Origin of the sequence: Halorarum salinum (assembly GCF_013402875.1) — an archaeon.
Taxonomy (GTDB): domain Archaea; phylum Halobacteriota; class Halobacteria; order Halobacteriales; family Haloferacaceae; genus Halorarum; species Halorarum salinum.
Genome location: NZ_CP058579.1, coordinates 2,380,090 through 2,393,342, shown reverse-complemented (window position 1 = coordinate 2,393,342; position 13,253 = coordinate 2,380,090). Strand labels below are relative to the sequence as shown.

The window sequence follows — 13,253 nt, the reverse complement described above, 5'->3', positions numbered from 1 at the left end:
TCGCCTCACGCGTGGGTCACGACATGGCACGGATCGACGTACGAACCGACGTCGCACTCGCCGACCCGGTGCTCGTGGAGGGGCTCCCGGGCGTCGGCCTCGTGGGGAAGATCGCCGCGGACCACCTCGTCGAGGCGTTCGGGATGACTCACTACGCGGACGTCCACTGCGAGTCGCTCCCGAGGTCGGCCGCGTTCGGCCCGGACGACAGGGGGATCCGGACGCCCGTCCGCCTGTACGCCGACCAGGGACGGGACCTGCTGGTGCTCCAGTCCGACGTTCCCGTCCCGCCGCGGGCGGCGACGGAGTTCGCGGAGTGCATCGCCGACTGGTTCCGCGAGGAGTCGGTCGTCCCGGTGTACGTCGCGGGGCTGACGCGGGAACGGCCCGTGGAGGGGACGGCCGGGGAGGCGGACGAGAAGCAGCGGAAGGTCTTCGGCATCGCGTCGGGGAGCGGGGCGGCGATCCTGGACCGGACGGAGGTCCCCGAACCCGACGACGCCGGCATCGTCTCGGGCCCCACGGGGGCGCTGTTGAACCACGCGCTGGCGACGAACCTCACCGCCGTCGGCCTCGTTGCCGACTGCGACCCCCAGTTCCCGGACCCCCTGGCCGCCAGGGCCGTGCTGGAGGAGGGCGTCGCCCCCATCACGGGCGTCGACGTGCCGACCGACGACCTCGAGGAGCACGCCGGTCGCATCCAGCGCGCGAAGGAGCGGCTCGCCCGGCAGGTCCGGGAGGAGGACGAGAACTCCTCGCAGGCCCAGCGACTCCGGATGTACCAGTGACCGCGAGGCCGCGCCCGGGTTCCGGCCACCCGACGGCCGAACGGGCGGGCGGTGCACCGGCGGAACGGCACCCCGTCGTACCCGCCGCCGGTCGCGTGAGACGGCGGACCGAAGCCCTCCCCGTGGCTCCCCGACCGTGATGGGAGGGTTCGCGCGCCCCCTCGACGCGATCGCGGGGGTGCTGGAACGGTTCGGCGTCATCGACGCCGAGCGGCTCGACGAGACGGTCGCGCTGGCCTGGCCCCGGGTGCTCACCGGCTTCGCCATCATGTCGAAGCAGGCGGTCGACCTCGCGCTCGTGGGGCTGGCGGTCGGGGCGACCGCCGTCGCCGGGCTGGCGTACGCCGGCGCGTACTGGCAGGTCGCCAAGTTCGTCGGCATCGGGCTCGCCGGCGGCACGGTGAGCCTCGTCTCCCAGAACTACGGGGGCGGGGAGGGGGACCGCGCGTCGCTCGTGGTCGAGCAGAGCGTCTGGCTGGCGCTCGTGCTCTCGATCCCCATCGTCGCCGGCTACTGGCTGTTCGCGACGCCGCTCGTCGGGCTCCTGGGCTCGGACCCGGACGCGGTCCGCTACGGAAGCACGTACCTCGCGTTCGTCGCGCCCGGCGTCCTGTTCGAGTTCCTGAACCTGATCGCGAGCCGGACGTACGCCGGCGTCGGGGACACGTTCACGCCGATGGCCATGCGCGCCGGCGGGGCCCTCCTCAACGTCGTGCTCAGCGCGGCGCTCATCTTCGGCGCGGGGCTCGGCGTCGCCGGCGCGGCCATCGGGACCACCGTCTCGACCGGCGTCGTGTTGTGCCTGCTCGCCTGGGGAATGCTCGGGCGCGAGTACGGGCTCCCCCGACTCGGGGCCAGTCCGGTCCCGCTCGTCCGCGAGGGACCCCGGTTCGACGGCGTGCTGGTCCGGCAGCTGATCGAGGTGTCGACGCCGCTCATGGGGCGGCGGGCCGCCGAGGGGCTGCTCGTGTTCCCGCTCCTGTGGATCGCCTCGTCGTTCGGCCCCGTCGTCGTCGCGGCCATCGAGGTCGGTCGCCGGGTACGGGCGCTCGTCAACTGCTTCAGCTGGGGGTTCTCGATCGCCGCGAGCACGCTCGTCGGCCAGCGGCTCGGCGCCGGCGAGGAGCGGGAGGCCGAGGCGTACGGCGCGGCGATCGTCCGCCTGTCCGCGGTCGTCTACCTCGTCGTCGTCGCGCTCGTCGTCGCGTTCGCGACGCCGATCGCGGGCGTCTTCGTCGGCGGCCCGGAGGCGGTCGGCGCCGCGGCGACGTTCGTCCGCGTGGCGGCGGTGAGCGCGGTCGCGCTCGGCGTCGACGGCTCCGCGACGGGGGTGCTCCGCGGGGCGGGCGACACCCGCTGGCCCTTCCTCGCCTCGCTGATCGGCCGGTACGCGTTCGCGCTCCCGGTCGCGCTGCTCGCGACGGCCACGCCGCTCGGGGTCGTCGGCCTCTACCTCGCGCTCCTGCTCGAGACGCTCGTCCCCGGGGTGCTCAACCTGCGGCGGTTCCGGACGAACCGGTGGAAGGGAATCAGCCGGGCGTATCGCCCCGCCTCGGAACCCGGGTGAGCGACCCGACGCCGGGCGATGGGGGGCGCCGACGCCCGCGACGTCGGTGACGGACGCCGCCGGACGCCCCGGCGACCCGGACGGATTCTACAACCCTTATCCCCGACGGCCGACTCCCCACGGGTATGAGCGACGACGCCGGGACCGAGCAGGAGGAACCGGAGACGGTCGAGACCGGGGACGAGTCGGCGGGTTCGGACGCGGAACCGGGGGAGCCGACCCTCGCCGACGAGGTCGCAGAGCACGACGAGAATCTCGCCGACCGGGTCGCCGCCCTCGAGGAACGGGCGGCGGACGCGGCCGACCGGGCCGACGAGGCGGAAGCGCGCGCCGAGGAGGCCGAGGAACGGGCCGACGAACTGGAGTCGAACCTCGCCAGGACGAAGGCCGACTTCCAGAACTACAAGAAGCGGGCGAAGAAGCGGCAAGAGCAGCAGAGGGAGCGGGCGACCGAGGACCTCGTGTCGCGGCTCACCGAGGTGCGCGACAACCTCGTGCGCGCGCTCGACCAGGACGAGGACGCCGACATCCGGCCGGGCGTCGAGTCGACGCTGGAGACGTTCGACCGGGTGCTCGCGGAGGAGAACGTCGAGGTCATCGCGCCCGAACCGGGTGAGGACGTCGACCCCGAGCGCCACGAGGTGATGATGCGAGTCGACAGCGACCGGCCGGACGGGACGGTCGCGGAGGTGTACAAGCCGGGCTACGAGATGGCGGGCAAGGTAATAGAGGCCGCGCAGGTCACCGTCAGCGACGGCGACGAGTGAGAGGCGACGACGAGGGAACGCCGGCGACGAGTGAGTCGACGACGTGCGGGAATTGGCGGCGCGGGGTGGATGGCCATCCACCTCGCGGTTCCATCGGGTCGACCGCCGCGTGCCCGGCGGAGCGTTCCGGCTTGAATCGCGGTTCGTGATAAGCGTTGTCACCTCCGACGGGAGGCAGTGGCGAAAACCGGGAGAGGGCGCCGACGTGTAGAATTCGCGTGTGACGCCGTATCTAGTAACCTTTAACGGAATCGGGCCTCGTAGGTGGATGCAAGATGGCGAGTGACAAGATTCTGGGGGTCGACCTCGGAACGACGAACTCCGCGTTCGCGGTGATGGAGGGGGGCGACCCCGAGATAATCGTGAACGCCGAAGGCGACCGAACCACGCCGTCAGTCGTTGCGTTCTCCGACGACGGCGAGCGCCTCGTCGGCAAACCGGCGAAGAACCAGGCGGTCCAGAACCCCGACCGCACCGTCCAGTCCATCAAGCGGCACATGGGCGAGGAGGACTACGCCGTCGAGATCGACGGGGAGGAGTACACGCCCGAGCAGCTCTCGGCGATGATCCTCCAGAAGATCAAGCGCGACGCCGAGGAGTACCTCGGCGACGACGTGGAGAAGGCGGTCATCACGGTGCCAGCCTACTTCAACGACAAGCAGCGCCAGGCGACGAAGGACGCCGGCGAGATCGCCGGCTTCGAGGTCGAGCGCATCGTCAACGAGCCGACCGCGGCGTCGATGGCGTACGGGCTCGACGACGATTCCGACCAGACCGTGCTCGTGTACGACCTCGGGGGCGGCACCTTCGACGTCTCCGTGCTCGATCTCGGCGGCGGCGTCTACGAGGTCGTCGCGACGAACGGCGACAACGACCTCGGCGGCGACGACTGGGACGAGGCGGTCATCGACCACCTCGCCGAGGAGTTCGGGAACGAGCACGGCATCGACCTGCGCGAGGACCGGCAGGCGCTCCAGCGGCTGAAGGACGCCGCCGAGGAGGCGAAGATCGAGCTCTCCTCGCGCAAGCAGACCAGCATCAACCTGCCGTTCATCACGGCGACCGACTCCGGCCCGGTCCACCTCGAGACCGAGCTGACGCGCGCGACGTTCGAGTCGCTCACGTCCGACCTCGTCGAGCGGACCGTCGGCCCGACCGAGCAGGCGCTCTCGGACGCGGGCTACGACGCCGACGACATCGACGAGGTGATCCTCGTCGGCGGGTCGACCCGGATGCCGCAGGTCCAGGATCAGGTCGAGGAGCTGGTCGGCCAGGAGCCGAAGAAGAACGTCAACCCCGACGAGGCGGTCGCGCTCGGCGCGGCCATCCAGGGCGGCGTGCTCTCGGGCGACGTCGACGACCTCGTGCTGCTCGACGTGACGCCGCTCTCGCTCGGCATCGAGGTGAAGGGCGGGCTGTTCGAGCGGCTCATCGACAAGAACACCACCATCCCGACCGAGGAGTCGAAGGTGTTCACCACGGCGGCCGCGAACCAGACGTCCGTCCAGGTGCGCGTGTTCCAGGGCGAGCGCGAGATCGCCGAGGAGAACGAGCTGCTCGGCGAGTTCCAGCTGTCGGGCATCCCGCCCGCGCCGGCCGGCACGCCCCAGATCGAGGTGTCGTTCAACATCGACGAGAACGGCATCGTCAACGTCGAGGCCGAGGACCAGGGCTCCGGCAACGCCGAGTCGATCACCATCGAGGGCGGCGCCGGCCTCTCGGACGAACAGATCGAGCGGATGCAGGAGGAGGCCGAGGAGCACGCCGAGGAGGACGAGGCCCGCCGCGAGCACATCGAGGCCCGGAACGAGGCCGAGAGCGCGGTCCAGCGCGCGAACACCCTCCTCGAGGAGAACGAGGAGCAGGTGGACGACGACCTCCGTGACGGCATCGAGGCGGCCATCGAGGACGTCGAGGAGGTCCTCGCCGACGAGGACGCCGAGACCGAGGAGCTCCGCGACGCGACCGAGTCGCTCTCGACGGAGCTCCAGGAGATCGGCAAGCAGATGTACCAGCAGGCCCAGCAGGCCCAGGCCGGCCCCGGCGGCGCGGGCGGCCCCGAGGGCGCCGGTCCGGGCGGGATGGGCGGCATGGGCGGCCAGGCCGGTCCCGGCGGTGCGGCTGGTGACGGCGGCGACGACGACGAGTACGTCGACGCCGACTTCGAGGACGTGGACGACGAGGACGACGACGAGTAGCCCCGACCGCCGACTTCTCCCCGTCTCCGCCGACTCGACTACAGTTACGACAGCCGGTGCGGTGGCGCGCGCGAGCAACGCGCGCGAGGGATGAGCGAACCGGCGCGCCTTCATGGCGCGCCGAACGGGAGCGAATCGGCTGGGGAGGCTGGTGGACCCAGTGGGCAAGTAGCAGTGGTCTGCTATCCGGCCCAACCGACTCAGGGTGCACCCCCAAAACGTCCACCGAACCGACCGAACCTACCGACCGAAACGGATAGCGAGTCACGCGTTTCAAATAGCCCGACGGACATACCACCTACAAGACGACCATGAGCGAGGACTTCTACGAGGCTCTGGGGGTCTCGCGCGACGCCTCCGAGGAGGAGATCAAGCAGGCGTACCGCCAGAAGGCGACCGAGTACCACCCCGACGTCAGCGACGACCCGAACGCCGAGGAGAGGTTCAAGACGGTCAAGAAGGCCAAGGAGGTGCTGACCGACGAGGAGAAGCGCCAGGCGTACGACCAGATGGGTCACGACCGCTTCGAACAGGCCGAGAAGCGCGGCGGGTTCGACGGCGGCCCGGGCGGCGCCGGGGGGATGGGCGGCCAGGGCAACCCCTTCGGCGGCATGGGCGGCGGCGGCATGGGCGGCGGCCTCGGCGACATCTTCGAGGAGTTCTTCGGCGGCGGCGGGGGACGCGGTCGCGGCGGCCCGCGGCCCGGGAAGGACCTGCGGACGAGCCTCGACATCACGCTTCAGGAGGCGTACGACGGCGTCACCAAGCAGTTCACGGCGACCCGGCCACAGCGGTGTCCCGACTGCGACGGCGAGGGACACCCGCCCGACGCCGACGTGCGGACCTGCCCCGAGTGCAACGGCCAGGGACAGGTGACCCGCGTCCAGCAGACGCCGCTGGGACGCGTTCAGCAGGCGAGCACCTGCCCGCGCTGTGAGGGCGAGGGCGAACTGTACTCCGAGGACTGCCCGCGGTGTGACGGCGGCGGCGTGGTGCGCGAGGAGTCCACCCTCACCGTCGACGTGCCGGCGGGCATCCGCGAGGGACAGAGCCTCCGGATGGAGCGCGAGGGCGCGCCCGGCGAACCCGGCGCCCCCGACGGCGACCTGCTCATCGAGATCCGGATCGAGGACGACGAACGGTTCGACCGCGACGGCGCCGACCTGCAGCTCACCCAGCCCATCTCGTTCCCGCAGGCCACGTTCGGCGACGCGATCGAACTGGAGACGCTCGACGGCGCCGTGGAGTTCGACGTACCCGCGGGCACCCAGTCGGGCGAGACGTTCCGCCTGCGCGGGAAGGGGATGCCCCGCCTTCGGGGGCGCGGCAACGGCGACCTCTACGTCCAGGTGCAGGTCGTGACCCCCGAGGACCTGAACGACGAGCAGCGGGAGGCCCTGCGGGCGTTCGCGGAGGCCGGCGGCGAGGAGATCGACGTGAGCGAGGGGTTCTTCGAGAAGATCAGGAACTCGTTCTGACCGTCCGGGACCCCCGTCCGATCCCGGCGTCCCTCGAACTCGCGACCGCTCGTCCGGCGTACTTCTCGCGTTCGTCCCGTACTGACCGGCCGAATCGGGCGGTCTCGAGGACGCCGGACGGATCCCGGTCGGTCCCGCCCGGCGTCCCGAGGATCCGTCCGGGGGCCTGCCGGGAGTGCGGTGCTCGCACGAAACTGCCCAATCGCTTTTCCCGTCGCCGTCGAGGTTCCGACGATGACACTCGAAGGCGAGTCGGCGCCGGGGTTCACGCTCGAGAGTACGGCCGGCGGATCGGTCACCCTCTCGGAGACCCTTGAGGACGGGCCGACGGTGGCGCTCGTCAATCGGGGCCACTGGTGTAGCTTCTGTGCCGAACAGCTGGGGACGTTCGACGAGGTCGCGTACGACCTCTGGTTCAACGACGGCGTCGACGTCCTCCCCGTCGTTACCGACGCCGTTCCGAAGCTCCGGGAGATGCGCGACCGGTTCGACCTCGACTTCCAGCTGCTCGCCGACCCGGAGGGCGACGTGGCCGAGCGATACAGCGGTACCGAGGAGACGAGCCACGGGGTCACGGGCATCGCCGCGACGTACGTCGTCGACGAGGACGGCACGGTCCGGTACGAGCAGGTCGCCGACCGCCCCGCCGACAGGACGTACGGCAACTGGGTCAGGTACTTCATCCGGAACGGGTACGAGGACCCGTTCGGGGAGTAAGCGCCCGACCGGTCCCCGACCCCTGGACACGTCCGTGGAGCAGCCGAGCTACCGGCCGGGACGGAACGAGGGAGCCGACCCCACGACGACGGGGAAGCCGTCGACGAGGACGATTGCGAAGTAGGCGAGCGACGGCGCCCACGTCACGGCGGCGCCGTGGACCCACGCGATGCCCCCGGCGACCGGATGGTCTCGGGTTCGGCAGTCACGCCCGCGTCGACGCGGGCATGAGATGTAACTGAAGCGATCTTTTCGCCGACGTCGGCCGGGTCGGTCCCGCGCCACTCTTGGTGGCCGACGGCAAAGCGGGTAGCATGCCCGACCCCGCGTCCGACGCGACCGACGTCCCGGACCTCCTCGCGCGCGACCGCCGGGACGGCGCCCCCGCGCTCCACGCGAGCGAGTCGGACCGGACCTACAGCTACCACGACCTCTGTACGACCGCGTACAAGGTCGGGAACGTGCTGAGTCACCTGGGCGTGCGGCGCGGCGACCGCGTCGCGATCGAACCGCGTCGGGCCCCCGAGCCGGTTCTGACGTTCCTCGGGGCGGCGCTGCTCGGCGCGACGGCCGGGTTCCGTGTCGACGACGGGACGGACGCCCGCGCGGTGCTCGTGCACGTCGACCGCGAGGCGGGGCTCGCGCTCCCGCCCGGTTCGCGACTCCTCGCGTTCGGCGGCGAACCCGACCGCCCCACGACCACCCACTGGGAGGCGGAGGTGTGGAGCGAGAACCCGGCGTTCCCGCCGACCGAGTACGACCCGACCGATGCCGTTCTGGTCGCCGAGGGGGAGACGTTCCCCCATCGGGACCTGCTGGAGGTCGCGTCCGGCGTCGTCGACTCGCTCGACCTCGACGGGGAGTCGTCGGTGACTCCGCGCGCGCCGCTGTCCGACCCGCGGGCCGTCGCCGCCGGCGTGCTGGCGCCGCTTCTCGTCGGCGGGGCGATTCGGCTCCCCAGCGGCGGGGAGGACGGTGCGGGGACGGTCGCGGTCACGGACGGCGACGCGGGGACCGGGGATGGGACGCTGGACCTGACCGACGTCCGCCTCTGAGGCGCCCCGGTCGTGAACGCGACCGGTACGCGGCGTCGACGATGAGGATCGTGGCCCGCCTATCGGGTGACGTCCCGGTCGGGGGCGCCGCTTCACTCGTAGGTGAGCGTCATCCCCCCGTCGAACAGCAGGTCGCCCCCGTTCAGGTGGCGGGCGTGCGAGGAGAAGCCGAACACGAACAGGTTGGCGACGTCGACCGGGTCCATCATCTCCTTCACGCGCGACTGGCCGAGCATGACGTCGTCGACGACCTCGTCGACCGTGATGCCCCGCTGTTCGGCCGTGTCGGGGATCTGGTCGGTGACGAGCGGCGTCTTCACGTAGCCGGTGCTGACCGAGAACGAGCGGAGGCCGTCGCCGCCCTCCGCCGCGATCGACTGGGTCAACCCCCGGAGCCCGAACTTCGAGACGTTGTAGCCGACCTTGTCGGCGGTGACGTAGCGGCCGTGGACCGACGCCATGTTGCCGACGGCGCCGACGCCGTCCTCGGTCGCCCGAACGTGCGGGATCGTGAGCTTCGCGAGGTACAGCGGCGCCCGGAGCATCACGTCGTGCATCCGGTCGTACCGGTCCATCGGGAACTCCTCGACGGCGTCGATGTGCTGCATGCCGGCGACGTTGGCGAGGTACCGGAGCGTCCCGTGGTCGGCGGCCGTCTCGACGACCCGCTCGACGTCCGCGTCGTCGGTCAGGTCGCCGGCGACAGTCTCCACGCGGCCGTCCCCCTCGAGCGACGCCGCCAGGTCGGCCGTCCCGGCGAGTCCGTCCCCGTCGACGTCGGTCGCCACGGCGGTCAGGCCGTTGGCCGCCATCGCGAGCGCCGTCGCCCGTCCGATGCCCGAGCCCCCGCCGGTCACGAGACAGACCGATCCGGGGGTGAAGCGGTCGTCGTCGACGGTCAGCACCGTCTCGTCGGTCACCGGCCGCGCCTCGAGCCTGTCCCGCGTGTCGGACTCTGCCATGCGTCGAACCTCGCCGCCCGCCCCCCAAAAGCCGGAGGTTGATATGTACACCGTCCGCCGGAACGTGTCGCCGTTCAGTCGGGTCGTCGACGTCGAGGCCGTCGAGCCACCGACCCCGACGCGCCGTCGCCGAACCCGCCACGAGGGGTATCTTTAACCCGCGGTGGTCGAGACTCCACCCGAGGTGTGGTGAATGATATCACTGCAGATGGACATGGTCCAGTACGACTGTCCGTACATCGACACGACCGTCGAGAACGACGTGTCCTTCTCCGCGAAGCAGTGGGATTTCAACCCGGCGAGGGAGTTGCTGGAGACCCGCATCATGGTCCGCGGGGACGACGGCGGCGCGCTCGACAACGGGCTCGCGACCCTCCAGGAGCACGACAACATGCGGGGGTACGAACTCATCCGGCGGGAGGGCGACGTGGCGTTGATCCGCTCGCGCATCGGCCAGACGGACGCGATGCGGGTGATCCGCGACCGGGACGGCTACATCACCGGGCCGTTCGAAATCGCGGACGGCAGCGAGACCTGGCACGTCGGCTTCGACCGCCGGAGCGTCGCCGACGGCGCCCTCTCGGCGCTCTCCCGGAACAACGACTTCACCGTCGAGTCGCGCGACTCGATGGACCTCGAGGAGTACTCGGACCTGATGCGGAACGTCGACGCCGCGACGACCCTGCTCGACGGCTGCCGCGAACTGTCGGCGGTCGAGCGAGACACCCTGCGGAAGGCCGTCACCGGGGGGTACTTCACGACCCCGCGGGACGCGACGCTCTCCACGCTCGCGGAGGAGTTCGGCGTCTCCAAGATGGCCGTCTCGAAGAACCTCCGCAGGGGCGAGCGGAAGCTCCTCGGGCGGGTGATGGAGGCGATGGAGGAGCTCGACGCGGACGATCGCGGCTGACCCGCGGCGCGTCGCAGGGGACGGTTCACGGCCGGGGTCGGGGAATGCCCGCGTTCCCGCCGCTCACTCCCGGCCGCTCCCCTGCATCAGCTTCGTGAGTTCATCGTCGTCGACGACCGCCTCCGGGTCGCCGCGGGCGACGATCTCCCCGCGCTCGATGACCGCGAGGCGGTCGACGATCTCGGGGACGTGCGTGACGTTCGACTCCGCGATCAGCACCGCGATGCCCCGGTCGTTGATGTCCTCGATGTACCCCTTCAGCTTCTCGACGACGATGGGCGCGAGCCCCTCGAGCGGCTCGTCGAGGACGAGCAGGTCCGGGTCGAGCGCGAGCGCCCGGCCGATCGCGACCATCTTCGCCTGCCCGCCGCTCAGGTTCTCGACGTTCGCGTCGCGACGGTCGTCGAGTTCGTCGAGCAGGTCGTAGACGCCCTCGACGACCGCGTCCTCGTCGTCGATGCCGCGGGCGTCGCCCGCGGACCAGATCGGCAGCCGGAAGTTCTCGTCGACCGACATCCCGGAGAACAGCTTCCGGTCCTCGGGCTGGTAGCCGATTCCCCGCTTCGGGACGAGTTCCGGCCGGAGGGCCGTGAGCTCCTCGCCCCGGAACTCGACCGATCCGCCGAGCACCTCGGCGAGCCCCATGATCCCGCGGAACGTCGTCGTCTTCCCCGCCCCGTTCCGGCCGACAAGCCCGACCGCCTCGCCGCGGTCGACGGTCAGGGAGACGCCCTCGGTGACCTGGAACCCCTCGACGGCGGCGTCCAGCCCCCTGACGGCGAGGAGGGGGGCGGCGGTTCCGTCCGTCCCGGTCCCGGGTTCGGCTTCGTCGGCGCCGCCCCCGGGAACGCCCTCGCCCGCGCCGGCGTCGGTCATTCGTCCACCCCCAGCAGGACCCGGCGAAGCCGGTCGTCGGTCTTCAGGATGGACGGCCCGCCCTGCCCGAGGACGCCCCCCTGGTGGAGCGCGAGCACGCGGTCGGCGTACTCGGTCACGATGTCCATGTCGTGCTCGATGGCGACGGTCGTGACGGCCCGGGCCCTGCTCACGTCGACGATCGTCTCGATGACGTGTTCGGTCTCCTCGGCGGAGACGCCCGCCGTCGGTTCGTCGAGCAGCAGGTACTCGGGGTCGAGCCCGAACGCCATCGCGACGTCGAGCAGTTTCCGGTCGCCGTGCGGGAGCGTCTCCGCGACGACGCGCCCGCGGCCGTCGAGCCGGAACCGGTCGAGGAGGCCGTCGACGGTCGCCTCGACGCCCTCGTGCTCGTCGCTGAAGCTGAACGCGCTGCGGGTCAGCCCCCGCTTCGAGAGCACGGCGGTCCGGAGGTTCTCGCGGACGCTCATCTCCTCGAACACGTGGACGACCTGGAAGCTGCGGACGAGCCCCTCGTGGACGCGCTCGTCCGGGGTCAGCCCGCCGATGTCGGTGCCGTCGAGGACGATGCTGCCCGAATCCGGCTCGAGCAGCCCCGTCAGGAGGTTGACCAGCGTCGTCTTCCCCGCGCCGTTGGGGCCGACGATGAACGTCGTCTCGCCGTCCTCGCGGCCGAACTCCACGGTGACGTCGTCGGTCGCGACCAGTTCGCCGAACCGTTTGGTGAGGTTGCGTGCTTCGAGCATCAGTTCACCCCGAAGATGATGATCCGCAGGTTCTCGCCCGCGCGGGCCGCGGCGTCGACGACGGCGTTCCACGCGCCGCGGAGCCACGCGCCGGCGACCGACGGGTCCGCCCGGAGGCTCGCGAGCCGCCGGCGGAACGGGCTCCCGGCCTTCAGCGAGCCGACGATGCCGCGCGGGAACCCGTACACGAGCGCGACGAGCACGATCCCGGTCAGCGCGTCGAAGTAGTTCGTCACGTCGCGGCCGACGTCCTGCAGGAACACCAGGACGATGCCGCCGACGAGCGGGCCGACGAGCGTCCGAAAGCCGCCCAGGATGGCCATGAACAGGATGTCGCCCGAGCGGAGGAAGTACAGCGTCGGCTCCGGGCGGACGTGCTGCTGGACGAGCCCGTACATCCCGCCGGCGACCCCGCCGTAGATGCCCGAGACGACGAACGCGGCGAGCACGTACCTCCGGACGGGGATCCCGATGAACCGCGCCCGGGTCCGGTTCTGCCCGATGGCGTCCAGCGCGTCGCCGAACGGGGAGTTGGCCACCCGCCACATCACCAGCAGCGAGAGCAGCACGACGAGCACCGTCAGGTAGTAGACGACGACGCTGTACACCTCGGAGCCGAACTCGACGCCGAACAGCAGCGCCTGGTTCGCCTCCCCTGGTCGCACCGCCAGCCCGTCGCTGGAGCCGAAGTAGCCCCTCCCGATGACGACCGCGTACAGCAACTGCCCGAACGCGAGCGTCAGGAGCGAGAAGTACAGCCCGGTGTGCCGGAGCGAGAGGTAGCCGACGACGCCGGCCATCAGCGTCCCGAACAGCGTCGCCGCCGCCAGCAGGACCAGCATGCTCGTCACGTCGAAGTGGCTCGCCAGCACCGCGGCCGTGTAGGCCCCGGTCCCGAAGAACGCCGCGTGACCGAACGAGACGAGCCGCGTGTGCCGCAACAGGAGGTTCAGCCCGACCGCCGCCAGCCCGAACAGCACGCCCTCGTGGACGACCCGGAGCTGGAGTCCCGGCGAGAGCTTCGCGAGGTCCGGGACGGCGACCAGCAGGAGGAGCCCAAGGAGCCCCAGCGCGGCCCGGCGGGGCGGTAGCTCCATCCCCCGTGTGACGCGCACGTACCGGCTGCCGTCGCGGGTGACCAGCCCGGGAAGCCGCCCCTCGCGGGACCGGGTGCGGGCCTCCCGCTCAG

At 71.2% G+C, this 13,253-nt stretch carries 12 protein-coding genes; 8 read left to right on the top strand and 4 right to left on the bottom strand.

Annotated elements, in window-relative coordinates; all coding sequences use genetic code 11:
- Positions 1-23 precede the first annotated feature (23 nt).
- The 7 genes from HUG12_RS11750 to HUG12_RS11720 all read left to right on the top strand — a co-directional run bounded on the left by HUG12_RS11750 (position 24) and on the right by HUG12_RS11720 (position 8,570).
- On the top strand, positions 24-788 hold the full coding sequence (locus HUG12_RS11750; protein ID WP_179268951.1) for a proteasome assembly chaperone family protein: 765 nt from the start codon (positions 24-26) through the stop codon (positions 786-788).
- A gap of 139 nt (positions 789-927) precedes the next feature.
- Entirely contained in the window at positions 928-2,355 is a 1,428-nt protein-coding gene (locus HUG12_RS11745) for an MATE family efflux transporter (RefSeq protein WP_179268950.1), read from the top strand.
- A 125-nt stretch (positions 2,356-2,480) separates the two neighbouring features.
- Positions 2,481-3,122, top strand: coding sequence for a nucleotide exchange factor GrpE (locus HUG12_RS11740; protein WP_179268949.1), 642 nt, complete (start codon positions 2,481-2,483; stop codon positions 3,120-3,122).
- Between the two features lie 275 nt (positions 3,123-3,397).
- Entirely contained in the window at positions 3,398-5,320 is a 1,923-nt protein-coding gene (gene dnaK / locus HUG12_RS11735) for a molecular chaperone DnaK (protein ID WP_179268948.1), read from the top strand.
- Positions 5,321-5,631: 311 nt separating this feature from the next.
- A complete protein-coding gene (gene dnaJ, locus HUG12_RS11730) occupies positions 5,632-6,798 on the top strand; it encodes a molecular chaperone DnaJ (RefSeq protein ID WP_179268947.1) in 1,167 nt (388 codons plus the stop codon).
- Between the two features lie 234 nt (positions 6,799-7,032).
- On the top strand, positions 7,033-7,515 hold the full coding sequence (locus HUG12_RS11725; protein ID WP_179268946.1) for a peroxiredoxin family protein: 483 nt from the start codon (positions 7,033-7,035) through the stop codon (positions 7,513-7,515).
- Positions 7,516-7,829: 314 nt separating this feature from the next.
- Positions 7,830-8,570 (top strand): AMP-binding protein, encoded by a 741-nt coding sequence (locus HUG12_RS11720; RefSeq protein ID WP_179268945.1) that lies wholly within the window; start codon positions 7,830-7,832, stop codon positions 8,568-8,570.
- Positions 8,571-8,662: 92 nt separating this feature from the next.
- Here HUG12_RS11720 and HUG12_RS11715 read toward each other — a convergent pair whose 3' ends face one another.
- The gene (locus HUG12_RS11715) at positions 8,663-9,532 is read right to left on the bottom strand and encodes an SDR family oxidoreductase (RefSeq protein ID WP_179268944.1); all 870 of its coding nucleotides are present in this window, start codon (positions 9,530-9,532) and stop codon (positions 8,663-8,665) included.
- Between the two features lie 193 nt (positions 9,533-9,725).
- On the opposite strand from HUG12_RS11715, the gene HUG12_RS11710 reads away from it, so the two are divergent.
- Positions 9,726-10,442 (top strand): helix-turn-helix domain-containing protein, encoded by a 717-nt coding sequence (locus HUG12_RS11710; RefSeq protein WP_179268943.1) that lies wholly within the window; start codon positions 9,726-9,728, stop codon positions 10,440-10,442.
- A 63-nt stretch (positions 10,443-10,505) separates the two neighbouring features.
- On the opposite strand, the gene HUG12_RS11705 is transcribed toward HUG12_RS11710, so the two are convergent.
- Genes HUG12_RS11705 through HUG12_RS11695 form a run of 3 tightly spaced genes read right to left on the bottom strand, consistent with a single transcriptional unit; the run spans position 10,506 to position 13,161 of the window.
- Complete coding sequence (locus HUG12_RS11705; protein ID WP_179268942.1) at positions 10,506-11,318, bottom strand: branched-chain amino acid ABC transporter ATP-binding protein; 813 nt, start codon at positions 11,316-11,318, stop codon at positions 10,506-10,508.
- Positions 11,315-12,064 carry an ABC transporter ATP-binding protein gene (locus HUG12_RS11700; RefSeq protein WP_179268941.1) on the bottom strand — a complete coding sequence of 250 codons (750 nt, stop codon included), beginning with the start codon at positions 12,062-12,064 and terminating at the stop codon, positions 11,315-11,317. The genes HUG12_RS11705 and HUG12_RS11700 overlap by 4 nt, the downstream gene beginning before the upstream one ends.
- Positions 12,064-13,161: a branched-chain amino acid ABC transporter permease gene (locus HUG12_RS11695; RefSeq protein WP_179270632.1), complete on the bottom strand. Its 1,098-nt coding sequence runs from the start codon at positions 13,159-13,161 to the stop codon at positions 12,064-12,066. Before HUG12_RS11695 ends, HUG12_RS11700 begins: the two co-directional genes overlap by 1 nt.
- Positions 13,162-13,253 lie beyond the last annotated feature (92 nt).